The 24332-nt window shown below is 67.7% G+C and carries 24 protein-coding genes; 20 read left to right on the top strand and 4 right to left on the bottom strand.

All coding sequences use genetic code 11. The annotated features are described in order from the left end of the window. Nucleotides 1–356: 356 nt before the first annotated feature. Entirely contained in the window at nucleotides 357–875 is a 519-nt protein-coding gene (locus F0357_RS22350) for a c-type cytochrome, methanol metabolism-related (protein WP_153490366.1), read from the bottom strand. A gap of 216 nt (nucleotides 876–1091) precedes the next feature. Here F0357_RS22350 and F0357_RS22345 point away from each other — a divergent pair, with 216 nt between their 5' ends. The 7 genes from F0357_RS22345 to F0357_RS22315 all read left to right on the top strand — a co-directional run bounded on the left by F0357_RS22345 (nucleotide 1092) and on the right by F0357_RS22315 (nucleotide 8157). Beyond that, nucleotides 1092–1901: a DeoR/GlpR family DNA-binding transcription regulator gene (locus F0357_RS22345; RefSeq protein ID WP_153490363.1), complete on the top strand. Its 810-nt coding sequence runs from the start codon at nucleotides 1092–1094 to the stop codon at nucleotides 1899–1901. Beyond that, entirely contained in the window at nucleotides 1894–2874 is a 981-nt protein-coding gene (locus tag F0357_RS22340; protein ID WP_153490358.1) for an N-acetylglucosamine kinase, read from the top strand. Before F0357_RS22345 ends, F0357_RS22340 begins: the two co-directional genes overlap by 8 nt. Nucleotides 2875–2878: 4 nt before the next feature. Then, on the top strand, nucleotides 2879–4156 hold the full coding sequence (locus tag F0357_RS22335) for an ABC transporter substrate-binding protein (protein ID WP_153490354.1): 1278 nt from the start codon (nucleotides 2879–2881) through the stop codon (nucleotides 4154–4156). 124 nt (nucleotides 4157–4280) lie between these two features. Next, nucleotides 4281–5189 (top strand): carbohydrate ABC transporter permease, encoded by a 909-nt coding sequence (locus tag F0357_RS22330; protein ID WP_246161853.1) that lies wholly within the window; start codon nucleotides 4281–4283, stop codon nucleotides 5187–5189. After that, entirely contained in the window at nucleotides 5189–6055 is an 867-nt protein-coding gene (locus F0357_RS22325; protein ID WP_153490351.1) for a carbohydrate ABC transporter permease, read from the top strand. The genes F0357_RS22330 and F0357_RS22325 overlap by 1 nt, the downstream gene beginning before the upstream one ends. 19 nt (nucleotides 6056–6074) lie before the next feature. Then, on the top strand, nucleotides 6075–7046 hold the full coding sequence (locus F0357_RS22320; RefSeq protein ID WP_153490346.1) for an SIS domain-containing protein: 972 nt from the start codon (nucleotides 6075–6077) through the stop codon (nucleotides 7044–7046). A 43-nt stretch (nucleotides 7047–7089) separates the two neighbouring features. Then, complete coding sequence (locus F0357_RS22315) at nucleotides 7090–8157, top strand: ABC transporter ATP-binding protein (RefSeq protein WP_153490343.1); 1068 nt, start codon at nucleotides 7090–7092, stop codon at nucleotides 8155–8157. Between the two features lie 9 nt (nucleotides 8158–8166). On the opposite strand, the gene F0357_RS22310 is transcribed toward F0357_RS22315, so the two are convergent. Beyond that, complete coding sequence (locus F0357_RS22310) at nucleotides 8167–9174, bottom strand: GntR family transcriptional regulator (protein WP_376767850.1); 1008 nt, start codon at nucleotides 9172–9174, stop codon at nucleotides 8167–8169. Between the two features lie 592 nt (nucleotides 9175–9766). On the opposite strand from F0357_RS22310, the gene F0357_RS22305 reads away from it, so the two are divergent. From F0357_RS22305 to F0357_RS22255, 11 genes are all read left to right on the top strand, one after another. After that, on the top strand, nucleotides 9767–10828 hold the full coding sequence (locus F0357_RS22305) for an ABC transporter ATP-binding protein (RefSeq protein WP_312861788.1): 1062 nt from the start codon (nucleotides 9767–9769) through the stop codon (nucleotides 10826–10828). A gap of 28 nt (nucleotides 10829–10856) precedes the next feature. Beyond that, on the top strand, nucleotides 10857–11756 hold the full coding sequence (locus tag F0357_RS22300; RefSeq protein ID WP_153490330.1) for an ABC transporter permease: 900 nt from the start codon (nucleotides 10857–10859) through the stop codon (nucleotides 11754–11756). Between the two features lie 3 nt (nucleotides 11757–11759). Then, nucleotides 11760–12605, top strand: coding sequence for an ABC transporter permease (locus F0357_RS22295; protein ID WP_153490326.1), 846 nt, complete (start codon nucleotides 11760–11762; stop codon nucleotides 12603–12605). After that, complete coding sequence (locus F0357_RS22290; RefSeq protein WP_153491560.1) at nucleotides 12605–13345, top strand: SDR family NAD(P)-dependent oxidoreductase; 741 nt, start codon at nucleotides 12605–12607, stop codon at nucleotides 13343–13345. Before F0357_RS22295 ends, F0357_RS22290 begins: the two co-directional genes overlap by 1 nt. Before the next feature lie 25 nt (nucleotides 13346–13370). Beyond that, nucleotides 13371–14126, top strand: a complete 756-nt coding sequence (locus F0357_RS22285; protein WP_153490322.1) for an SDR family NAD(P)-dependent oxidoreductase — start codon at nucleotides 13371–13373, stop codon at nucleotides 14124–14126. A 37-nt stretch (nucleotides 14127–14163) separates the two neighbouring features. After that, entirely contained in the window at nucleotides 14164–15396 is a 1233-nt protein-coding gene (locus F0357_RS22280) for an ABC transporter substrate-binding protein (RefSeq protein WP_153490318.1), read from the top strand. 112 nt (nucleotides 15397–15508) lie between these two features. Then, on the top strand, nucleotides 15509–16618 hold the full coding sequence (locus F0357_RS22275) for an ABC transporter ATP-binding protein (RefSeq protein WP_312861787.1): 1110 nt from the start codon (nucleotides 15509–15511) through the stop codon (nucleotides 16616–16618). 54 nt (nucleotides 16619–16672) lie between these two features. After that, nucleotides 16673–17554: a polysaccharide deacetylase family protein gene (locus F0357_RS22270; protein WP_153490314.1), complete on the top strand. Its 882-nt coding sequence runs from the start codon at nucleotides 16673–16675 to the stop codon at nucleotides 17552–17554. An 83-nt stretch (nucleotides 17555–17637) separates the two neighbouring features. Beyond that, a complete protein-coding gene (locus F0357_RS22265; protein WP_153490311.1) occupies nucleotides 17638–17967 on the top strand; it encodes a hypothetical protein in 330 nt (109 codons plus the stop codon). Beyond that, nucleotides 17960–19033, top strand: coding sequence for a CobW family GTP-binding protein (locus F0357_RS22260; RefSeq protein WP_153490307.1), 1074 nt, complete (start codon nucleotides 17960–17962; stop codon nucleotides 19031–19033). The genes F0357_RS22265 and F0357_RS22260 overlap by 8 nt, the downstream gene beginning before the upstream one ends. Before the next feature lie 97 nt (nucleotides 19034–19130). Further along, complete coding sequence (locus F0357_RS22255) at nucleotides 19131–20351, top strand: ABC transporter substrate-binding protein (RefSeq protein ID WP_153490304.1); 1221 nt, start codon at nucleotides 19131–19133, stop codon at nucleotides 20349–20351. A 17-nt stretch (nucleotides 20352–20368) separates the two neighbouring features. On the opposite strand, the gene F0357_RS22250 is transcribed toward F0357_RS22255, so the two are convergent. Continuing rightward, nucleotides 20369–20746 (bottom strand): nuclear transport factor 2 family protein, encoded by a 378-nt coding sequence (locus F0357_RS22250; protein WP_153490301.1) that lies wholly within the window; start codon nucleotides 20744–20746, stop codon nucleotides 20369–20371. 12 nt (nucleotides 20747–20758) lie between these two features. Continuing rightward, a complete protein-coding gene (locus F0357_RS22245) occupies nucleotides 20759–21682 on the bottom strand; it encodes a LysR family transcriptional regulator (protein WP_153490297.1) in 924 nt (307 codons plus the stop codon). Between the two features lie 272 nt (nucleotides 21683–21954). On the opposite strand from F0357_RS22245, the gene F0357_RS22240 reads away from it, so the two are divergent. Continuing rightward, nucleotides 21955–23331 (top strand): amidase, encoded by a 1377-nt coding sequence (locus F0357_RS22240; protein ID WP_153490293.1) that lies wholly within the window; start codon nucleotides 21955–21957, stop codon nucleotides 23329–23331. A gap of 221 nt (nucleotides 23332–23552) precedes the next feature. After that, nucleotides 23553–24287: a LamB/YcsF family protein gene (locus F0357_RS22235; protein WP_153490282.1), complete on the top strand. Its 735-nt coding sequence runs from the start codon at nucleotides 23553–23555 to the stop codon at nucleotides 24285–24287. Nucleotides 24288–24332 lie beyond the last annotated feature (45 nt).

Raw genomic sequence — 24332 nt, 5'->3', positions numbered from 1 at the left:
GCCGCCCCATCGGTGGAATGTCGATCGGCAGGCCCGCGCTGTGGTCGCCGCGCGGCCTGCATGCCGTCGTCCCGGACCATCGTCGGGGCCGCGTCAGGCGCGCCTCGCGATCCGAATCCGGGAAAGATTAGCCAGCGTAGCGAAGTCGTGCGCGGGCCGCGATGGCGCTTCTTGGTTCGATGTCGCGATCTCCCCAGCGGGCGGGTGCGCCGCCTGCTCCGCCGACTGGGCCAAACGAAAACAGGCCCGCCGCGCGAGGGCACGCTCCCGGCGCGGCAGGCCTGTCCATAGGGCCTCGGGACGGTCGGGTCGGATGGCCGCCGGCCCGGATCACGAGGCGGATACGGGGTCCGGGGTCACGACCCCATGCAGGCGTCTTCCTGCGCGGCATAGCCGGGCGGCTTCGGCGCGATCTTCTGCGGACGACCGCGGCCGACGGCGCCGTCCGAGCGGGCGCGAAGATAGACGTAGATGGCGTCGATGTAGCACATCACGTTCGGGTTGGTCCCGAACGACGGCATGACGAGTTCCTGCGCCGCGTTGACGTTCTTCTTGCCGTTGGTGACGGTGTCGAGAACCTGCGAATAGCTCAGCGTCTTGAGGGAATCGACCAGCGCCGGGGCCCAGGTCGAGCCGAGGCCGTCCGGCCCGTGACACTGCATGCAGTTCGCCGTGTAGCGCAAATATCCGACGCCCGTATACCAGTCGACGGTTCCGTCCTTCTCGATGTTGAAGGTCGGATTGCCTTGCGCGTCGCGATATTCGCCCGCGTCGGAACTGGTTGCTTTCGGATCACCACTCCCGTCGGCGAGAACGGCTGTCGTACTGAAGAGAAGCAGGGCGATGCCAGCCGCTGCGATCCCATTTCTTCTCATAAACTCCTCCCATCGACACGGGCCGGTTTGCCGCCATCCCCGGGACCGACAGCGCCAGTCTAGCACCCGAGCCTTGCGCGGGATTGTTCGGGTGCGACGGGACACGACCCCGAGAGCGGTCCGTCTCGCGCCACATCCGATCATTTTTCTGATTGATAATGATCGATTCCCGTGCCTAACTTGCTCCATCCCGCGCTCGATGGACCCCACGTGCCCATGAAGGACGACCGCCTTTCGGCCATTCGCCAGCACCTCTACGCCCGCGGTTTCTGTACCATTCAGGACCTCGCGGACGCGGTCGGCGCGTCGCTCGCGACCATCCGGCGCGACCTCCAGGTGCTGGAGGACGAAGGCGTCATCACCCGCAGCCACGGCGGCGCGCGGATCGCGAGCGGAGCGGACGTCGAGGTCGCCTTCGAGGTGCGCGAGCGGCAGGGCCTCGCCGCCAAGCGGGCGATCGCCGCCGCCGCCTACGATCTCCTGAAACCGCACGGCTCGATCTTCCTCGATGCCGGCACGACGGTGCTGCAACTCGCGCGGCTCTTGCGCATGCATCCGATGCCGCTCACGGTCTTCACCAACGGCCTCCTGATTGCCCAGGCGCTGATGAACGTGCCGAAGCTCAAGGTGAGCCTCCTCGGCGGGCAACTGCGCAACGAGAACGCCTCGATCGTCGGCCCGGCCGCCGAGGCGATGCTCGACCGGCTGTGGTTCGACCAGCTTTTCCTCGGCGCGAGCGCCGTCGCCGACGACGCGTGCGTCTATTCGATGGACGCGGCGGAGGCGAGCCTCAACGCCCGCATGCTGACGCGCTCGGCGACGGCGATGCTCCTTGCCGATTCCTCGAAATTCGGCCGGTGCACCACATTCCTCGTCACCGAGATCGCGCCCCCGCTCGGCGTCATCTCCGACGAGGGGTTGGCCGCCTCCTGGCGCACGCGGCTCGCCGACATCGGGGCGCCCGTCATCGTCGCCCCGCTCGCGGGGACGAATGCGGCGGCGAAGGACGATCTCGCCGATGCCTGAGGCGGACGCTCTCGTTCTCGGCCTCGACGGCGGGGGCACCAAGACGGCGGTCGCCGTCGCCGACCGCGCCGGCATGATCCTGTTCGCCCAGGTCGGCGAAAGCGTCGACCCGATCGCAAACCCGGCCTGGCGAGAGACGATCGCGGCCCTCGTCGGCGCGGCGCTCGCCGTCTGTCCGGAGATCGGTGCGGCGGTGCTCGGGCTGCCGTTCTTCGGCGAGATCGAGACGCTGTCCGCGGCGCAAGCGGCCTTCTGCGCCGACCTGCTCGGTCCGCGGGGCCGCGCCGACAACGACGTGAAGGTCGCCTTCGACGGGGCGCTCGCGGGTGCCGCCGGCGTGCTCCTCCTCGCCGGCACGGGATCGATGGCCTGGGCCGGCGACGGTCGTGGCCGGGAAGCGCGGATCGGCGGTTGGGGTGACGCCTTCGGCGACGAAGGCAGCGCCTATTGGATCGGCCGCGAGGCGCTCTCCCGGGCGAGCCGCGCCCTCGACGGACGCACCGCCGAGACGGCGTTCGCCGACGGCCTCCTCGGCGCGCTCGGCCACACGGCGGCGGATCTGATGGCGTGGTGCTACGGGCTCGACAACCGCCGCGCGGCCATCGCCGCGATCGCCTCGTCCGTCGATGCGCTCGCGGTGGCGGGCGATTCCGTCGCGGCGGCGCTGCTCGACGCGGCCGCCGATCATCTCGCCGAGCACGCCGTGGCCGGCTGGTCCGCTGTCGGCGGCACGGGGCCCATGCCCTGGACCTTCGCGGGCGGCGTCATGCGCAGCCGGCACGTGCGTGACCGTCTCACGACGCGGCTCGGATCACCTCCCATCCCGCCGCACCTGCCGCCGGTCGGCGGCGCCCTCATCGGCGCCGCCCGCCATCTCGCCTGGCCGGCCGACCGCACCTGGTGCGAGCGGCTCGCCCTCTCGCTTTCGGACGTCACGACAACATCGCCCGCAGAGGCACATCAGGGGAACTGAAACCATGACGACCCGCCGCGCCTTCCTCCGCCGACTTCTCGGGACGCTTGCCGTCCTGCCGCTCCTCTCGCTCGCGCCGGCCTTGAGCCCGGTCGCGCCGGCCGAGGCGGCCGGCAGCGTCACCGTGCTGCTGCCGCCCTGGGGCACCCTGCCGAAGGACATGACCGACCGGTTCACCAAGGAGACCGGCATCGCCCTCGATATGCAGACCCTCGGCTGGGACGACATCCGCACCAAGATCGTCACCTCGACGCTGGCCGGCAGCGCCCCGGCGGATGCGACCGAGGTCGATTGGTCCTGGGTCGGCCAGTTCGGCGCCGCCGGCTGGTACGAGACGCTCGACGGCGTCGTCGATCCGAAGATCCTGAACGACCTGCCCACGACCAAGATCTTCACCTATGACGGCAAGCTGATCGCGCTGCCCTACAACAACGATTTCCGCATCCTCATCCTCAACGAAGAGCAGTTGAAGAAGGCCGGTCTGGAGGCGCCGAAGACGCCGGAAGCGCTGACCGCGGCCGCGAAGACGATCAAGGACAAGGGCATCGCGACCTATCCGATCGCGCTGCCGCTTTCGGCGACCGAGGGCTCGGCGACCGCCTGGTACCTTCTGACGAAGGGGTTCGGCGGCGAATTGTTCGACAAGGACTTCAAGCCGCTCTTCACCAACCCGGATTCGGCCGGCTTCAAGGCGCTGAGCTGGGAGATCGACGCCCTCAAGGCGGGGCTCATCGATCCCGCCTCGACCGGCCTCACCGACGTTCAGGTCCAGGAGCTCTTCAAGGGCGGACAGGCGACCTTCGACGTCGCCGGCTGGGCCGGCAACCTCGCCGTCTACAACGACGCCTCGAAGTCGAAGGTCGCGGGCCACGCCGTCGGCGCGCTAATGCCGAGCGTCACCGGTCGCTCGCGCACCTTCGGCCTGCCCGGCGCGGTCGGCATTCCGGTCGCGGCCGAGCACAAGAAGGAAGCCGAGGTGTTCATCCAGTGGCTGCTCGCCCCGGAGAACCAGATCGAGAGCTATCAGGTGCTCGGCAACCTGCCGACCCGCACCTCGGTGCTCGAGACGCTCAACAAGGAGGGCAAGCTCGCCGGCGGCAAGGTCCTGCTCGAACAGGCGGCGACCGTCGAGCCCTTGTTCGCGCAAGGCACCCCCGGCTGGTATCCGCAGTTCAGCGCCGCCGCGGCCTCCGCCATCAATCAGGCGGCGAAGGGCCAGATGACGGTCCAGCAGGCGATGGACTCGATCGCAGCCGCGGCCGCCGACGCCATGAAGCAATAACGCGACGCCGGGGTCCCGCGCCCCGTCGCGGGACCCTCGCCCTGCCCTCCTCACGCATCCGTCCGCCGATCCTGCACCGCGCGCCGCGGTTCTGATCGTCTTGTCCCGAGATCGAGGCAGACCTTTGAGTGCTTTCGCCGCCCCGAAGCCGCGCCGCCGCCTCCTCGATGGAGAGGCTTGGCTCGGGCTCGCCTTCGTCGTGCCGATCGTGATCCTGATGGGCGGGCTGGTGTTCGGGCCGGTGATCGCCACCCTCTGGGACAGCCTGCATCGCATCGACCCGATGCGGCCCGGCACGCCCTTCATCGGTCTCGCGCACTACCGTGATCTGATGATGGACCCGAACGTCCGCCAAGCCTGGCTCAACACCCTCGCCTACGTCGTCATCGCCGTGGTGCTGGAGACGGTCGGCGGGCTTGCCGCCGCCCTGCTCCTCAACGAGGTCAAGACGGGCCGCCGTTGGCTCCTCGCCGCGACCATCCTGCCGTGGGCGCTGCCGCCGGTGGTCAACGCCATCGTCTGGCTGTGGATCTACAATCCGAGCTCCGGCCTCCTCAACAACCTGCTGAAGATGGTCGGCCTCATTCAGGAGAACCACGTCTGGTTCAACGACCACGCGATGGCGCTCTTTCTGGTCGCGATCGTCCATGTCTGGCGGATGCTGCCGCTGACGACCGTCATCCTGCTCGCGGCCTTGCAGAGCATCCCGGCCGAACTCTACGAGGCGGCGCGGCTCGACGGCGCCGGTCCCGTCCGCGCCTTCCGCATGGTCACGCTGCCGCTCATCTCCGGCGGGCTGGCCATCGCGCTCAGCCAATCGACGGTGTTCGCCTTCAACCTCTTCGACGAGGCCTGGATCCTCGCCGGATCGAGCCTCGATACGCGCACCATCGTGGCGCAGGTCTACATGTCCGCCTTCCAGAACATGCGCTTCTCCTACGGCATGGCGCTCTCGGTCCTGGTGATGATCGCCTCGCTCGTCGTGTCGCTCGTCTACGTGACGCGGGTTTATCGCGAGACGAGGTACGATTGATGAGCCGCTCGCTGACCCATCGCCTCGGCCTCCTCGTCGGCTGCGCCGTGCTTCTCGTCTGGTCGCTCGGGCCGATCTATTGGGCCATCGCAACCAGCCTGATGTCGCCGACGGACATGTCCGCGCAGCCGCCGAACTTCTGGCCGCCCCACGTCACCTTCGAGCACTATGCCAAGCTCGTGGGCTCGACGAGCACCTATCTCGGGACACAGATCCAGTCGGTCTGGCCGCAATTCAGCCGGGCGCTGGTCAACTCCCTCGTCACCTCGTTCGCGGCGACCATCGTCACCGTCGCGGTCGCGGCCTTCGGCGGCTACGCCTTCGTCCGCCTCTCGTTTCCCGGGCGCAACACCCTCTTCGTGCTGGTGGTCGCCACCATGGCGATCCCCGCCTACACGGTGATGATCCCGCTCTACCGCCTCCTCGTCGCGCTGAAGATGGTCGATACCTATGTGGGCGTGACGCTGATCTACGTCTCCGCCTTCCTGCCGCTGGCGCTGTGGCTGATGCGCAGCGTCTACCAATCGCTGCCGATCTCGCTCGAGGAGGCGGCATGGCTCGACGGCGCGGGCCGGGTCTACACCCTCTGCCGCATCGTGCTGCCGCTCGCCGCACCGGGCCTGATCGCGAGTGCGATCCTGACCTTCCTGAGCGCCTGGGGCCAATTCATGGTCCCCCTCGTCTTCTCGCCGACACTGAAGACGAAGCCGCTCACCGTGCTGATCCCGGAATTCGTAACCAAGAACTACATCGATTACGGCCTGATGAATGCGGCCGGCGTTCTCGCCATCGTGCCGCCTATTCTCGTCGTCCTCTTCCTCAACCGCTACCTGGTGCGCGGCCTGATGGCCGGCTCCGGCAAATGATCAAGACAAAGGCGATCCCATGACGACACTCGAAGCCGCCAACGTGACCGAGCGCGTGATCCGCGAGCAGTTCGGCTATTGGCGCACCGCGCCCGAGCCCGCGGCGCGGGCCGCGGCCGGCACCCATTATGTGATCGTCGGCTGCGGCACGTCCTATTATCTCGCCCAGATCCTCGCCGCCTCGTTCGTGCTCCATGGCGTCTCGGCCCAGGCGGTTCCGGGCGGCGAATGGGCCCGCCGCCGCCGAGCCTATGCCGTCTCCGACGCGGGCACGGTGGTGATCGCGCTCTCTCGCAGCGGGGAATCGACGGAAACGGTGCAGGCCGTCGAGATCAGCCGGGCCGCCGGCATCCCGACGGTCGCGATCACTTGCGAGCAGAACAGCTCGATCGCTCACGTGGCGGACACGGTGCTCTTCGCGCCGACCCATCCGAGCGAAGGAATCGTCATGAGCGTGTCGGCCTCGCTGATGATCATCCTCGGCCTGCGCTTTGCCGGGATCGCCGTCACCGACGAGGCGGTCCGCGAGGCCGAGGCGCTGATGAACGCCTTCAACGCCCATCTGCCCGCCGCGATCGAGGGCCGCTCGCACTTCGTCTATCTCGGCGCCGGCGCGCTCTACGGCCTCGCCGAGGAAGGCGCCTTGAAGCTCCAGGAGATGAGCCTGTCCTATTCCCAGGCCTATCATCCGATGGAATATCGTCACGGGCCGATCAGCCTCGTCGACGGCCACACCTTCGCCGTCCTGCTCTACAGCGAGGATACCCGCGAGGAGGAGGCGAAGCTCGCCGGCGAGCTCATCGACAAGGGGGCGTTCGTGGTCGGCTTCGGCGGCCCCGGCACCATCGAGTTCGCGATCGCCGCACCGGAGGATCTGCGCCCGCTCGTCATCCTCCCGGCGCTTCAGATCCTCGGCGAGCAGGTCGCCCGCCTGAAGGGGCTGGACACCGAGGCGCCGCGCCACCTGAGCAAAGTGGTCGTGCTCGCCTGATCCCTTCGGCTATAGGTTCGGTGCGTATTGGGGAGAGTGGGCGATGGCCGCAGTCGAGCTCGTGAACATCGAGAAAAGTTACGGGATGGCCAAGGTCATCCACGACGTGAACCTCTCGATCGAAGACGGCGAGTTCATCGCCCTCGTCGGCGCCTCCGGCTGCGGGAAATCGACCCTGCTCCGGATGATCGCCGGGCTCGAGACGATCACCGGCGGCACCGTTTCGATCGGCGGGCGCGTCGTCAACGACGTGCCCTCGAAGGACCGGGACATCGCCATGGTGTTCCAGAACTACGCGCTCTATCCGCACCTGACGGTGGCGGAGAACATGGGCTTCAGCCTGAAACTCCGCGGCGTGTCGGCGGCCGAGCGCCGCCGTGCCGTCGAGCAGACCGCGGACATTCTGGGTCTCGGCAAGCTGCTCGACCGCTATCCGAAGCAATTGTCCGGCGGTCAGCGCCAGCGCGTCGCCATGGGCCGCGCCATCGTGCGCCACCCGCATGTCTTCCTGTTCGACGAGCCGCTCTCCAACCTCGACGCCAAGCTCCGCGTGCAGATGCGCGTCGAGATCAAAGCGCTCCAGCAGCGGCTGGCGACGACCTCGATCTACGTGACCCACGACCAGATGGAGGCGATGACGATGCCGGACCGCATCGTTATCCTCAACGAGGGCCGCGTCGAGCAGATCGGTGCGCCGCTCGATCTCTACGATCGTCCGGCCAACCTCTTCGTCGCCGGCTTCATCGGCTCGCCGGCGATGAACATCCTGAACGGGCGGCTGAAGCGGGCCGACGGCGGGGCCTTCGTCGAGAGCGGCGGTCTCGCGCTCCCCGTCGCGGCCGACCCGGAGATCGCCGAGGGACGGCCGGTGTCGTGGGGTCTGCGGCCGGAGCATTGCAGGGTCGGCGACGGCCCGGGCGCCCTGCCCTTCACGGTCGACCTCGTCGAGGCGACGGGAGCGGATTCCCACCTTTACGGCAAGGTCGCCGGCGAGACCTTCGTCGCCGTGGTGCCGGGCCGCGTCTCGGCCCGCACCGGCGACGTTCTCCCCCTCGCGGTCGCCGACGGCGCGGCGCACCTGTTCGACACCGAGACGGGCCGGCGGCTCTGACGCGCCGGCTCAGGCCTCGACGCGGGTGAAATAAGCGGCGACCGAGCTCGGCTCGGAGATCACGGCGACGATCTTCATCTGGGCGATGTTGCGGTTCATCGCGGCATCGAGGTGCCGCACCAGCATCGCCGCCGCCGCGTCCACGGCGCCGCGCAGGATGAGCTCGGCGATGAGCCGGTGCTCGGTCAGCGCAGCGCGGTCGCTCGGCAGGCCGAGTTGCCGCAACAGCCGTTCCGAGGCGAGCACGGGCAGGAGATTGTCGCGGATGAGCTGCGCCAGCATCTCGTTCGGCGTCGTCAGCACGCAGATGTCGATCAGCCGCGATTCGAACGCTTCGAGGCTCTCGCCGTCGTCGAAGGCGACGCACTCGCGCTCCTTGAGATCCTCGTAGAGCGCTTCGAGTTGATCGCGATCGACGAGCGGGGCCGCCTCGATCAGCGCCGGCGGCTCCAAGAGGCGCCGCAGGGCGAAATGGTCGCGGATCGTCTTCGCCGTCAGCGGTCCGGCGATCCAGTGCGAGCTCTGATTCTTGCGGACGAGGCCGCGCTCCTGGAGGCGGCTCAACACCTCGCGGACGACGGTGCGGCTGACGCCGAAATGTTCAGCGAGCGAGTTCTCGACGATGCGGTATTGGCCGAACACCACGCAGCCGGCCACATCGGTTTCGACGATATCGTAGATGCGCTCCCACGATGACCGGCTCTGCAACGCCTCATCGGCCGCCTCCGGAATGTCGAGGCCGAGGCTCTTGATCTCCTTGCGCAGCGGACCGACCCGGCTCTCCGGCGGGCCGACGAGATAACCGCGCCCGTCGAAGCGGTGTACCAGACGATCGACCTCGAGCCGCTGCAACGCCTTCTGGACCGGCGCGCGCGAGGTCTGGAGGATCTCGGCGATGGGACCTTCGAGCAGCACCAGCCCTTCCGGCAGGCGGCCGCTCGCGATGTTGGTGCGCAGAACCTCCTCGACGATCTCGTAGCGGTGCTGCTGGCTCTGCTGCATGCGGACCATGGCCATCAGGCGACAGGCTCCGAAGCGCGGCCCACGGCATCACGGTCGGCTAAAAATGATCTTTGCATACCGCTTTGAGGCCCCTCGTCGATCTCTTCTCCAGTCTACACCAACGCCCCGCCATCACGAAAAGAGCTCTTCCACGCCGCTCGGGCGCGCGGCACACCTATTCGAATTGCCGAAACAGGGCATCTGATTTTCTGATCGCACTCGGCTGCTTTCGGTGTTTTTCCAGGCAGTGCGCCGATTTCGACGGCTGATCGACCGGATCAGGCCAGCCGATGCCCGATCACGAAAAAGGGGGGCGCCAACCGCCCGCGGTCCACCTCCGCACCTGCCTCTCACGAAGGCATGAGATGCCTCAAAAATGCTGTTGCATACAAAATTTGTTCATACTAGCGTTCTCGTCGTCCAGAAGGGGAACAGAAACGCACAGGCTGATTTTTCGGCCTCGTGACGTCGTACCGAGCAACAGCGCAATCATTCGCGGCCGGCGCCGAGGCGTCCGTCGCAACGGATCGCTTTTGTCGTTCCTGTCAGCCCCGCCATGACTTCAGGAACTGCCTCTCCCCGTGAGAGCGCGGCTGGGAGTGTCTTTGTGTCGGCGATTCTCGAACTGTCGGGTGTCACGAAAAGCTACGGTTCGGTGACCGCGCTCAATGCGGTCGACCTCGCGATCCCGGACAATTGCTATGTGTCGCTGCTCGGGGCATCCGGGTCCGGCAAGACGACGCTTCTGCGCGTCATCGCAGGCTTCGAGGAGCCCGATCGCGGCCGCGTTCTCCTGAGCGGCAAGCGCCTCGACGGGACGCCGGCCTATAAGCGCGGCATCGGCTTCGTCTTCCAGAACTTCGCCCTGTTCCCGCACCTCAGCGTGCGCAAGAACGTCGCCTACGGCCTCGAGAACGCCGATGGCCTTGCGCTCGCCCCGGCCGAGATCGATCGGCGCGTCCGCGACATCATCGCCCTCGTCGGCCTCACGGGGCTCGAGGAGCGCGGCGTCGGTCAGATCTCCGGCGGTCAGCGCCAGCGCGTGGCGCTCGCCCGCACCCTCGTGACCGAGCCGAGGATCGTCCTGCTCGACGAGCCGCTCGGCGCCCTCGACGCCAACCTTCGGCTGCGCATGCGCGACGAGTTGCGCACCATCCGCGAGCGGCTCGGCGTCACCTTCCTCCACGTCACCGGCAGCGAGACCGAAGCCCTCGCCATGGGGGACGTCGTCATCGTGCTCGACAGCGGGCGGATCGGTCAGGTCGGCGACGCGGATACCATCTACAACCGGCCCGCCACCCGCGCCGTGGCCCGCTTCCTCAATTGCTACAATCTGTTCGACGGGCGCACCGAGAACGGCGCGTTCGTCACCGCGGCCGGCCAGTTTCCGCTCGCAGCCGCCGAACAGGCAAGCGCCTACGGCGTGCGCTACGACCGCATCGCCGTCCGCGAGCCCGACCACGCCGCAGGCCCCGACGAGGTGCGGCTCGGGGCGACGTTCCTCACCAGCGAATATACCGGCGCCTCGGTGCTCTCCTTCTTCGCCTTGGCCGACGGCCGGGTGATCGAGGTCGAGGATCACCTGAGCCACCGCGCGCCGCCCAGCTATCAGCCCCAGCAGACCTACGGCCTCGTGTGGAAGCGCGACGCCGCCCTGCTCTTTGCGTGACGACCGAGCGATGACGGAGCTCTCGTTGATGACCATCGCCGACACGGCCGAGGAGACGGGGACGAGCACCGCCCGCGCGCGGCGCGCACGCCGCACGGCGCTGTGGCTCATCACCCCCGGCGTCCTCTGGATGACGCTGTTTCTGGTGCTGCCGATCCTGATGATGGTCTACGTCTCGTTCTGGACGCAGACCACCTTCGCCATCAATCCCGTGCTGACGACGAAGAGCTGGGTCACCTTCTTCACGAGCGAGACCTATCTCGACGCGCTCTGGACGACGGTGCGGATCTGGCTGCTCGTTCTCGCCGCGACCATCGTCGTCGGCTATCCGACCGCGCTCTTCGTCGGCCTGTTCGTCCGCAACAAGACGCTTCAGACGGTCCTGCTCGTCCTCTGCGTCATCCCGTTCTGGACCTCGTTCCTGATCCGCGTGCTCGCCTGGCGGCCGATGCTCGGCAAGGAAGGCGCGATCAACATGATCCTCGAAGGTCTCGGGATCATCCACGCGCCGATCGAGGCGCTTCTGTTCTCCGAGCTCTCCGTCGTGATCGGCATGACGCAGATCTATTGCGTCTTCATGGTCGGCCCGATCGCCTTCATGCTCGGCCGCATCGATCCGAACGTCATTGAGGCGGCGCGTGATCTCGGCGCCGGCTTCGGCCGCATCTTCCGCACCATCATCCTGCCGATGTCGATGCCGGGCGTCGTGGTCGGGGCGATCTTCGTCTCGGTCATGGTGCTCGGCGAGTTCGCGACCTCCGCCGCCCTCTCGGGGCGCAAGGTCAACCTTCTCGGCAACATCATCGTCACCCAGGTCGGCTCGCTGAAGTGGGCGTTCGCGGCGGTCGTCGGCGTGGTGCTCACCATCGTCATGGGTGCCGTGGTGGCCGCGCTCCTGCGCGTCGTCGATCTGCGCAAGGAGCTCTGATCCATGCAATCGCGTGTGGTGAAACCCCTCCTCGCCGTCTACACGGGCCTCTTCCTGCTGTTCCTCTACGGGCCGCTCGTGGTGCTCGCGATCCTGTCGTTCCAGACGGGACCGGAAGGCGGACCGCAATTCCCGATCATCGAGTGGTCGACCTATTGGTACCAGCACCTGTTCGGGCTGACGCCGCCGTCGCGCATCGCGCCGCTGCCGATCGAGGAGAGCCTGGTGCGCTCCCTGGTGCTCGCCTTCGCGACGATGATCGTCTCGACGGTGCTCGGCGTCACCTCGGCCCAGGCCTTCCGCACCCGCTTTAAGGGCTCGGGCATCGTCTTCTACATGATCGTGCTCGGCATGATGGTCCCGGGCGTCCTCGTCGGCCTCGGCATGGCCCTCGTCGCCAACACGCTGGGGATCGCTCGGCACTGGTGGAGCACCGCCTTCGTGCTCCACGTGGTCTACACCTTCCCGTTCGCCTTCCTCGTCATGCTCGCGATCTTCAACCGCTTCGATCCGAGCGTCGAGGAGGCGTCGTGGTCGCTCGGCGTCTCGCCGGCGCGCACCTTCCGCAAGGTGACGTTCCCGCTGATCTTCCCGGGCGTGCTGTCGGCGATGCTGTTCGCCTTCACGCTCTCCTATGACGAATTCTCCCGCACCCTGTTCGCCTCCGGGCGCGAGCTGACGCTGCCGCTCGCGATCTACGGCACGTTCTCGGTCGAGATCCATCCGAACGTGTTCGCCTTCGGCGTCCTCACCACCCTGTTCTCGTTCGCGCTCCTCGGGGTCTACGCGGTCCTGATGTCGCTCTCGGTGCGCCGGGCAAAGCGCCTTGCCATTCAGGAGGATGCATGATGGGGAGCCTCGGCACCGCCATCGTCACCGGCGCCGGCTCCGGGATCGGCCGCGCCGTCGCCCTGCGCCTCGCCGCCGACGGCTACGCCGTGATCGCCAACGACCTCGATCGCGCCCGCGCGGAGACCGTCGCGGCGGAGATCGCCGCAGCAGGCCACACGGCGCGCGGCGTCGCGGGCGACGTCTCGAGCGAGACCGATGTCGCGGCAATCGTGGCGGCGGCACGCGAGGCCTTCGGCCCGGTCACGCTCCTCGTCAACAATGCCGGCTTCGTCCACCAGGCGCTGTTCGAGCATCTCGAGGTCGCCGATTTCGACCGGATGTTCGCCGTCCATGTGCGCGGTACGTTCCTGATGACCCGCGCGGTGCTGCCCGAGATGCTTGCCGCCGGCCACGGCGTGATCGTCAACATGGCCTCCCAGCTCGGCCAGATCGGCGGCATCGAGCTCGTCCATTATTCGGGGGCGAAGGCCGCGATCATCGGCATGACGAAGGCGCTCGCCCGCGAGGTTTCGGCCGGCGGCGTTCGCGTCAACGCGGTCGCGCCGGGGCCGATCAACACGCCGCTCGTGATGGCGCTCTCCGAGGATTGGCGCGCGCGCAAGAGTGCGGAGCTCCCCCTCGGCCGCTTCGGCGAGCCGGACGAGGTGGCGGCCACCGTCTCGTTTCTCGCCTCGCCGGCCGCATCCCTCTTCGTGGGTCAGACGCTCGGACCGAATTCCGGCGACGTGATGCTCTGATGCACGCCCTTTGGAGAAAGTCGCGATGACACGCATCGTTCTGATCACCGGCGGCGGCATCGGCATCGGCCGCGCATCGGCCAAGGCCTTCGCCGCGTTCGGCGATCATGTCGTCGTCACCGACGTGCTCGCGGATGAGGGCGCAGCGGTCGCCGCCGAAATCGTCGCCGCCGGCGGCTCGGCCGAGTTCTTGCGCCTCGACGTGACCTCGACCGAGGCTGCGGACGCCGTCGTCGCCGATGTCGAAGCGCGCCACGACCGCATCGACGTGATCGTCGCCAATGCCGGCATCGCCCACCGCGTGCCGCTCGACAGCCTGACCGACGCGAAGTGGGACCACACCTTCGAGGTCGATCTCAAGGGCATCTACCGCGTCGTGCGGCCGGCCCTCGCCGGCATGAAGGCGCGCAAATCGGGCGCGATCGTCGCCCTCTCCTCGATCATGGGCGTCGCCTACGGCTGGGACGAGCATGTCGCCTATTCCGCGGCGAAGGCGGGCGTCGTCGGCCTCGTCCGGGCGCTTGCCGTGGAGCTCGCCCGCGACGGCATCCGCGTCAACGGCGTCGCCCCCGGCTACATCCGCACCGCGCAGCTCCTCTCCAAGGAGCACTCGCTCGGCCCCGAGGGCGCCGAGGCCGCGGGCAGCTTCATTCCGATGGGACGGATCGGCGAACCCGACGAGATCGCCGACGTCATCGCGTTCCTGGCTTCCGCCCAGGCCCGGTACATGACCGGCCAGGTGGTGGTGGTGGATGGCGGCCTTCTGGTCGGCCGCTACTGACGACGGCAACGGACAACAACGAGCAAGAGGTGGAATGATGGCCAAGTTCGAGATGAGCAGGCGCTCCCTGCTGAAGCGCTCCGCCGGCGTGGCGGCGCTCGCCATGGGCGCCGGAACGCCGTTCCTGAATTCCCGTGCGGCGTGGGCGGCGGCGCAGAACCTCGCGAGCGAGCAACTGCGCACCATCGGTCTCTCGGTGACGGTGCAGGAGCGCATCCTCGCCGACTTCAAGGCGGACTCCGGCGTCGGCTCGACCTCCGGCACCGCCGCGACCTTCCCCGACGCGCAGACCAAGATCCTGTCCGGCTCGACCGACTACGATTGCTGGGAGATCATCGCCGAGCGCCTGCCGGCGGTCGAGACCACCAACAACATCTCCCAGATCCCGGTATCGGCGATCCCGAACTGGTCGAACATCCGCGACACCTTCACCAAGGTCGATCCGAAGTGGCCGGAGAAGGAGCAGATCGTCGGCCAGATCTGGGCCGACGCCGCTCACACCCAGCTCTGGATGGTGCCGGCGGTCTACAACTACGACTCGATCGGCTACAATCCCGACGTCCTGAGCGCTGAAGAAGCAAACACTTGGACGGCGATCTTCGATTCGAAGTGGAAGGGCAAGTCGGGTCTCAACACCGATCCGCTGATCGCCTTCGGCCAGGCCGTTCTGGCGATGAACTCGCTCGGGCTGATGAACGCGCCCGACCCGGCGAACCCGACCGTCGAGCAGATCGACGAAGCCGCGAAGTTCCTCATCTCGAAGAAGAAGGACGGCCAGTTCCGCGCCCTCTGGGGCGACTTCGGAGAGCTCGTCAACCTCCTCGCCTCCGGCGAGATGGTCGTGTGCGACGCCTGGCAGCCGGCGGTGATGGCGGTCAAAGCTCAGGGCAAGCCCTGCAAATATGCCGTGCCGAAGGAAGGCTACCGCGCCTGGGCGATCGGTCCCACCCTCATCGCCTCGTCGCCGAACAAGGACGCCGTCTACGCGTACGCCAATTATTGGCTGTCGGGTAAGCCGGGCATCACCGTGTCGGAGCAGGGCTACTACTCGCCGAGCACCAACATCGAGAAGGTGATGGACCCGAACAAGTACGCCTTCTGGTACGAGGGCAAGCCTTGGGTCGGGCCGGCCGAACGCGGCATCAAGCCGGGCGACCTGCGCGACGGCGGCTCGCTCAAGGAGCGCGCCTCGAACGTCGCCTACTGGCACCAGTGGCCGGACGAGTACGACCACCTCATCCAGAAGTGGGACGAGTTCCTCAACGCCTGACGATCGGCGTGAGGATCCGGCGACCCGGTGGGTTCTCCCCCCACCCGACCCACCGGGTCGCCTCGCACGTCATCGCCGCCGCACGCGCCCTTCCGAGCCGGAGACTTCACCCGTGATCTACGACCTCGAGCTCATGAAGGTCGGCAAGGTTTACGACAACGGCACGCCCGCCGTGATCGACTTCAACCTCGCCGTGACCAAGGGGGAATTCATCGCCTTCTTGGGTCCGTCCGGCTGCGGCAAGACGACGACGCTCAGGATGATCGCCGGCTTCGAGTCGATCTCGTCCGGCGACCTGATGGTGCGCGGCATCCGCATCAACGACCTGCCGCCCGAGCGGCGGCCGACCTCGATGATCTTCCAGAACTACGCGCTGTTTCCGCACATGAGCGTGCGGCGCAACGTGGCCTATGGGCTCGAGGTGAAGGGACTCCGGAAGGCCGAACGTGACGCCAAGGTCGATCGCATCCTCGCCACGCTCGGTCTGGACGACGTCGCGGACATGCGGCCCGACCGGCTCTCCGGCGGCCAGCGGCAGCGCATCGCGCTCGCCCGCGGCCTCGTCGTCGAGCCCGACATCCTGCTTCTCGACGAACCGCTCGGCGCCCTCGACGCCAACCTGCGCAAGGCGATCCAGGCCGAGCTGAAGCTCCTTCAAAAAAATCTCGGCATCACCTTCGTGTTCGTCACCCACGCCCAGTCCGAGGCGCTGTCGCTGTCGGACCGGATCGTGGTGATGAACCAGGGGCGCATCGAGCAGATCTCGCCGCCTCACCAGCTCTATACCCGCCCGAACACGCCGTTCGTCGCCCAGTTCATCGGCCGCAACACGGTCCTCGAAGGCAACGTCCGCGCGCTCGAGGGCGACAAGGTCGTGGTCGAGACGGCGCTCGGCCTCCTCACCGGCGCGGCAAACGGATCGCTCGCCGCCGGCGGCAAGGCGCAGGTCGTCATCCCGGCCGAGGCGATCGAAGTCCACGCGTCGAGCGAAGGCACGCGCGAGACGGTCGCCGCCAGGACCGGCGGCAACGTCGTCAAGGGCGCCGTGCGCCGGGCCGACGTGGTCGGCCACGTCTCTCACATCGCCGTGGAACTTCCGGGCGCCCGGGCGGTCTCGCTCGAAGCGCACATCGACAAATATCCGCCGAACGCCTTCCCGGCGGGAAGCGACATCCTGCTCGCCTGGTCGCCGGCCGAGGCGACGGTGATCCCGGCCCCCTGAACACCAGCGATGCGGCGGCCTACGCCGGCTCGCGCGACAACCGGAGACAAGAAAATGGCCAAGGAAATTCTGTGCGGCTTCGGCATCGACGTCGATGCGGTGGCGGGCTGGATCGGCTCCTACGGCGGCGAGGATTCGCCCGACGACATCTCCCGCGGTCTGTTCGCCGGCGAGGTCGGCTCGCTGCGGCTCCTCAAGCTGTTCGAGCGGTTCGGCATCAAGACGACGTGGTTCATCCCCGGCCACTCGATCGAGACCTTCCCCGACCAGATGAAGGCCGTCGCCGAAGCCGGCCACGAGATCGGCATCCACGGCTACACCCACGAGAACCCGATCGCGATGACCCGCGAGCAGGAGACGGCGGTGCTCGACAAGTGCATCGACCTCGTGACGAAGCTCTCCGGCAAGCGGCCGACCGGCTACGTCGCGCCGTGGTGGGAGTTCTCGACCGTCACCAACGAGCTCCTGCTCGAGCGCGGCATCAAGTACGACCACTCGCTGATGCACAACGACTTCACGCCCTATTATGTGCGGGTCGGCGATAGCTGGACGAAGATCGATTATTCGCGGAAGCCCGAAGACTGGATGGTCCCGCTGAAGCGCGGCGAGGAAACCGACCTCATCGAGATCCCGGCCTCCTGGTATCTCGACGACCTTCCGCCGATGATGTTCATCAAGAAGTCGCCGAACAGCCACGGCTTCGTCAATCCGCACGATATCGAGCAGCTCTGGCGCGACCAGTTCGACTGGGTCTATCGCGAGATGGACTACGCCGTGTTCCCGATCACCATCCATCCGGACGTGGCGGGTCGGCCGCAGGTGCTGATGATGCTCGAGCGCCTTTATGCGCACATGATCAAGCATCCCGGCGTCAAGTTCGTCACCATGAACGAGATGGCGGACGATTTCGCCCGCCGCTTCCCGCGCCAAAAATAAGAAGAGCTGACCGGAAATGGTCCGGAGCGCCTCGGCGCTTCGGGCCGTGCGCCGCCGCGGCGGGCCGGTTCGGAGACCAGTGCATGTGCTCCCTCTGCGGGGTTCTCGGCGGCAACGAGCATTGGGCGGACGCGATCGCGCGCCCGGGCGTCTTCACGCGCAACGGCGACCGGCTCGATCGTCTGCGCGAGCGGCAGAACCGCGTGCGCCTCGCCAATGCCGCCTTGGCACCGTTCGCCCTGACGCTGTCGGATTGGCAATCGACCTCGTTCCTGCTGTCGACCCGCACCGGAAAGACCGAGATCGTCGAGGACCTCGGCCACCTGTGGGCGGCGGCGGAGCGTCTCATCGGCCGCCCCTGCGATCCGCTCGACCCCGCAATCATTGCCGCCATGGAAGCCCGCCATGGCTGATGCGCTGCCCGCCTTCACGCCGGTCAACCTGCTCACCGGCTTTCTCGGCTCCGGCAAGACGACGCTGCTCGCACGGCTGCTCGCCGATCCGGCGCTTTCGGACACGGCGGTGCTCATCAACGAATTCGGCGAGGTCGGCCTCGACCATCACCTGCTCGATCGGCTCGACGACAATATGGTGCTGCTCCAGTCGGGTTGTCTGTGCTGCACGATCCGCAGCGACCTTTCGACCGCGCTGCGGAATCTCCACTCCCGGCGCGAACGCGGCCTGGTGCCGCCGTTCCGCCGCGTAATTATCGAGAGCACCGGCCTCGCCGATCCCTTTCCGGTGCTGACGACGCTGAAGGCCGATCCGGTGATCCGCCACCATTTCCGCGCCGGCGCAGTGGTGACGACGGTCGATGCGGTCAACGGCCTGTCGCAGATCGAGCGTCATCCGGAATCCGTGCGTCAGGCGACGGCGGCCGACCGCATCGTGGTGACCAAGACCGACCTCGCCGATGAGGTTCGAACCGCGCGGGTGCTGGCGCGCCTCAAGGCCCTCAATCCCTCGGCGATCGTGCAGCGGGCGGAGGACGCCGTTGGCGCCGAGACGCTGTTCGGTTCCGGCCGCGACGAGAGCTGCGACGGTGCCCTACCCTCCGCCAGGGCCTGGTTCTCCGACACCTTCAAGGCCGACGGCGACGATGCGCCGGCCGCCCACGACCACGTCCACGGCTCGCTCGACCGCAACGATCATCTCGGCCGCATCCGCTCGTTCTCCGTCGTCGTGGACGAACCGCTCGATTGGACCGCCTTCGGCATCTGGCTGAGCATGCTGCTCAACCGCCACGGCGAGCGGGTGCTGCGGGTAAAGGGCATCCTCTCGCTTGCCGGCGAGGACCGGCCGGTCGCCATCCACGGCGTCCAGCACCTCGTCCACCCGCCCGTTCACATGAGTGCGTGGCCGAGCGCGGACCGCCGCTCCCGCCTGGTCTTCATCGTCGACGGTCTCGATCCGGACCTCATCAAGCGCTCGCTCGCGGCCTATGGCCGGCTCGGCGCACCCGCGGTGCCGGCGCCATGATCCCGCTTTCGCCGCACCGGTTGCACCCGACCCTGAACCGGACTAGACGCCCGACCATCTCTCCTCCACGGACACGCCGGCCCGGCGTCACCGCTCCATGAAGAAAACGACGCAGAGTCCGCGCCCCGCAGCGCCCGCCGTCCACACGGCCGGGCGGCCGCATCTGCGCATCCTCGGCACCGAGATCACCGCCCTGCCGGAGATCCAGAAGCAGGCCGAGGCCGATCTCGGCATCACCATCGCGTTCGAGAACCTCGATTTCCTGAGCGCGCAGCGGAAGGCGGCGACGCAGCCCGAGACCTACGACCTCTACGACCAGTGCTTCCACAACCTCGACATCGTGTGGTTCTGGCGGGCGATCCAGCCGATCGATCTCGAGCGCATCCGGCGCTGGGACGAGGTGACCGACCTCACCAAGACCGGCCGCATCGGCCCCAACGCCTCGTTCGGCCACGGCGATGCGCCGGTGACGAAGCTCTATGTGCAGCCGAGCCAATCGCTCGGCGCCCAGCGCTCGCGCTGGATCTCGATGCTGCCGACGGTGCACAATTTCGACAGCTTCGCCTTCCGCCCGGACATCGTGAACGGCAGCGCCGAGCGGATCGGCTCCTGGGGCGCGCTGTTCGACGAGCATTGGGCCGGGCGGGCCGCACTCGTGGACGAGCCGGCGATCGGCATCTTCGACGCGGCGCTCGCCGCCCAGGCGCGCGGCGACATCACCTTCCGCGACATCGGCAACATGTCGATTGGCGAGATCGACGCGCTCATCACGCTCCTCGAAGAGCGGCGGCGCGACGGCCATTTCCACCGCTTCTGGCGCACCGCCGCGGAAGCCGCCGACATGATGGCGGCCGGCGAGACCGTCATCCAATCGATGTGGTCGCCCGGCCTCGCGGCCCTGCGCCGCCGTGGCGTTCCGGTCGAAGAGGCGGTGCCGGCGGAGGGCTATCGCGCCTGGCACGGTGGCCTCTGCCTGTCGAGCCGCCTGCCGGAGCGGCTGCGGGATGCGGCCTACGATTATCTGAACTGGTGGCTCGAGGGCTATGCCGGCGCGGTGGTCGCCCGGCAGGGCTATTATATGTCGATACCCGACAGGGTCCGCCCCCATCTCACGCCGGACGAGTGGGCCTACTGGTACGACGGCGAGCCGACCGCGACCGACCTGCCCGGCCCCGACGGCACGATCGGCGTCAAGGCCGGTTCGGTCCGGGCCGGCGGCTCCTATTGGCAGCGGGCGAGTTCCATCGCGGTGTGGAACACCACGATGGACGAGCACAATTATCTGGTGCGCCGATGGGCCCGCTTCGTCGCCCGCTGAAGGTCGCGGATGTCCGCTCAGGCGGTCCGGTTCTTCCGGTACGAATTCTTGATGCGCACCTTCTCGCCGACGAGATCGAGCACGTCGAGGCCGAGCACCTCGACCCGCTTGCCGTCCAGTGTGGTGCCGACGAAGGTCCATTCGGACAAGGCGCGGTCGGGACCCAGCAGCGTCAGCCGCCCCTTGGTCCACTGCGCGTCCGGATAGAAATCGAACAGCGCCCGGTAGGCGCCGGCGACCGCTTGCTGGCCGACATACCGGGTGCCGAGCTCATCCGGGCCGGCCGACGCCCAGAACTCGCAATCATCGGTCGAGAGCGCCATCAGAGTGTCGAGATCGTGGGCGTTCCAGGCCGCCGAGAACGCCTCGAGCATCTTCACAACGGAGTCGGACATCCTATTGACCTTTCAGGTGTTCATGGGATTGCTGCCGGCGCCGTTGAAGGCGAAGCAGAGGAAATCGTGGAAGGCCTGGGCGGCGGGGCTCAGCACCGCGCCGCGACGCCAGGCGAGGCCGACATCCATGCTCGGCACGTCGTCGGCGAGGAGCCGTGTCTCGATCCGCTGACCCTCCAGCGACCAGGGGCGAAAGACCATGTCCGACAGGATGGTGATCCCCATGCCTGCGGCGACCATGCTGCGCACCGCCTCGACGGACGAGGTGCGGAAGATGACGTTGGGGCGGAACTCGGTGCGCGCCCAATAGCGGCCCGCGGTGTGGCTCGCCTCGTCGACCGTGAGCATCACGTAAGGGTGCTTGGCGACGTCGCCGAGGCCGACCTCCTCCTGGCGCAGGAGGGGATGATCGACTGGCGTCCAGAGCCGGCGGCGCGAGCGAAAGAGCGTCTCGGATTGCAGCTTGTCCGCAGCGGAGAGGTTCGAGACGAGCATCACGGCGATGTCGAGCGCGCCATCGGTGAGCGCCTGCTCGATGACGCTGCGGGACGCCTCGTAGAGATCGAGCGTGACGCCGGGAAAGGTGCGGGCGAAGCGGGCGTGGTGGCGCGGCAGGAAATAGCCGGCGACCGTGTAGCTGACGCCGACGCGCACGGTGCCCGACGCCGTCGCGGTCGACGAGCGCGACACCCGCATTGCCTCTTCGAGCGCCGCGAGCACGTTGCGGCCGTGGAGCAGGAAGCGGCTTCCCTCCGGCGTCAGCGTCACGCCGTTCGGGTGGCGGTCGAACAGGCGTACCCCGAGCACGCCCTCGAGCTGCTGGATCGCCCCCGTCACCGCCGATTGGGAGACGTTGAGTTCGACCGCGGCATGCGAAATCTGGCCGGAATCCGCGGCGGCGATGAAGTAGCGGATCTGTTTCAGCGATACCGACAAGGGCGCGCGCACCTCGCAGAGGCGGCGGGCGCTTCGATATCAGAAAATCTGATACGCGCCGCCGAGAAATACCATTTTACGATTCGATCCGAACCGACGACCTTGTTCCGACGGCGAAAGCGCGCAGTGCGCGCCCCTTCCCACCGGCGGACGGAGCGACTAGAGCGACAAAATAAAGTCGTGTCAATTCATGTTGTTATGAGACCATTCGAAACCGACTTGGTATCGAATGGCAATAAATTCCTATGCCGATCGAGAGGCGGAGGGGCGTCATGACCCATATCGATATCCGTGGACTTTCCGCCCTCCAGATCGGCTCGCTGATCCAGTCCGGCCTGCTCGACGCGGAGCATGCGGCCGAGATGGTTCTGGCGGCGATCGAAACCGCGGACCCGGCGATCTTCACCCGGGTGACCGCGGGCCGCGCGCTGACGGAAGCGCGGGAGGCCTCGCGCCGCATCCGCGCCGGCCGCGCCCGCGGCCCTCTCGACGGCGTCCCCCTCGCCTGGAAGGATCTGTTCGATCTCGAAGGCCTCGCCACCACCGCCGGCTCGAAGATCCTGGCCGATGCCGCCCCGGCCACGGCCGACGCCGCCGTCGTCGCGCGGCTGAAGAGCGCCGGCATGGTCTCCGTCGGCCGGGTCAACATGACGGAGTTCGCCTTCTCCGGGCTCGGGCTCAATCCCCATTACGGCACGCCGGCCAATCCCCATTCCGCCAACGCACCGCGCATCCCCGGCGGCTCGTCGTCCGGATCGGCGGTCGCGGTCGCGGCCGGGATCGTGCCGATTTCGATCGGCACCGACACCGGCGGCTCGGTGCGCATCCCGGCCGCCTTCAACGGCATCGTCGGCTTCAAGGCGACCAGTGGCCGCCACCCGATGGAAGGCGTCTATCCGCTCGCTACCAGCCTCGATTCCCTCGGCGTATTCGCCCGCACGGTCGAGGACGCCGTCGCCGTGGATGCGGCGATGCTCGGCCGCGTCGCCTCGCCGGTCGTCCGCGGCACCGTGGCGGGCGCGACCCTCGTGGTGCCGACCAACGTCGTGTTCGATCGCGCCGAGCCCGAGATCGTGGCGGCCTTCGACGCGGCGATCGCGCGCCTCGAAGCGGCCGGCGCCGTGATCCGCCGGCAGGCGATCCCGGCCTTCGACGAGATCCTCGCCCTCTATGCCGAGCATGGCCCGCTGGTGACTGCGGAAGCCTATGCGCACCTGATGCCGTTCCTCCAAGGCCCTGCCGCCGCCGGCATGGACCGCCGTGTCGTGGCCCGGGCGGGCCTCGGGGCCAACATCACGATGCCGGGCTACATCGCCCTCCTCGCCGCCCGCCGCCGCATCGTGGAGACCTTCCGGCGGACCTTCGCCGGCGCGTTCCTCGTCTATCCGACCGTGCCCCATGTCGCCCCGCCGATCGCGGCGCTCGAAGCGGACGACGACCTCTTCGTCGCGACGAACGTGCTGACGCTGCGCAACACGATGCTCGGCAATTTCCTCGACGTGTGCGGCGTGTCGCTGCCCTGCGGCACCGACCATGCGGGATTGCCCGCCGGCTTCCTCGTCACCGGCGTGCCCGGTGCCGACGAGGATCTGCTCTCGTTCGCGCTTGCGGCGGAGCCGATCGTGCGCGCGCCGGAGGCGACGAAATGATCGGCGCCGAGAGCGGGCGGGCGATATCGGTCAAACTGATACCGGCCTCCATTTTTGACGATTTTACAGAGGCTTCGTTTCCGGCGAAGCTTTTCGGATCGGCGGTTCGCGCACCCTCTCGCGTTCGCCTCCTTCATGAACCGATGAAAGCGCCGCCGGCCCACGCGGGCGGCCACGAGACCTGGCGTCCGCGGTCGTGCCCGCACGCAGGGCGAGGATGAATGATGACGCTGCTGAACTGCGACATGGGCGAAAGCTTCGGCATCTGGCGGCTCGGCGACGACGACCGCATCATGCCGGCGATCCACATCGCGAACGTCGCCTGCGGCTTCCACGCCTCCGACTTCAACCACATGCGCCGGACTGTGGCGCTCGCCAAGCGCCACGGCGTGGCGGTCGGCGCGCACCCCTCCCTGCCCGACCGGCAGGGCTTCGGCCGCCGCGAAATGAAGATCTCGCGGGAGGAACTCGCGAACTGCCTGATCTACCAGATCGGCGCCTTGCAGGGCTTCCTGCAGGCCGAGGGCATGAGCCTCAACCACATCAAGCCGCACGGCTCGCTCTACGGTATGGCCGCCCGCAATCCGGAGATCGCCCATGCGGTTTGCGACGCTGCCGACATCTTCAAGGTGCCGCTTCTCGGCATGATCGAGACCGAGCACGAGCGGGTCTACACCGCACGCGGCCACCGCTTCATGGCCGAGTTCTACGTCGATCTCGATTATGCCGACGACGGCTCGCTCATCATCACGCGGGAGCACGAAGCGGTCGATCCGGCCGAAGCGGCGGCACGTGGCGTCCGCGCGCTGCGCGAGGGCCTCGTGCGCTCCATCGGCGGCCGCGACATCCGCGTCCGTGCGGAGACCATCTGCGTCCATTCCGACACGCCGGGCGCCCATGAACTGGCGCAGACCCTGCGCGACACGCTCGTCGCCGAGGGCCTGCTGCCGAACTGAGCGGAGCGCACCGCTCCTAATAACGATCGGCGCGGTAATGCCGCG

This window comes from Segnochrobactrum spirostomi (assembly GCF_009600605.1).
Taxonomy (GTDB): Bacteria; Pseudomonadota; Alphaproteobacteria; order Rhizobiales; family Segnochrobactraceae; genus Segnochrobactrum; species Segnochrobactrum spirostomi.
This window is presented reverse-complemented; position numbering and strand designations above follow the sequence as displayed.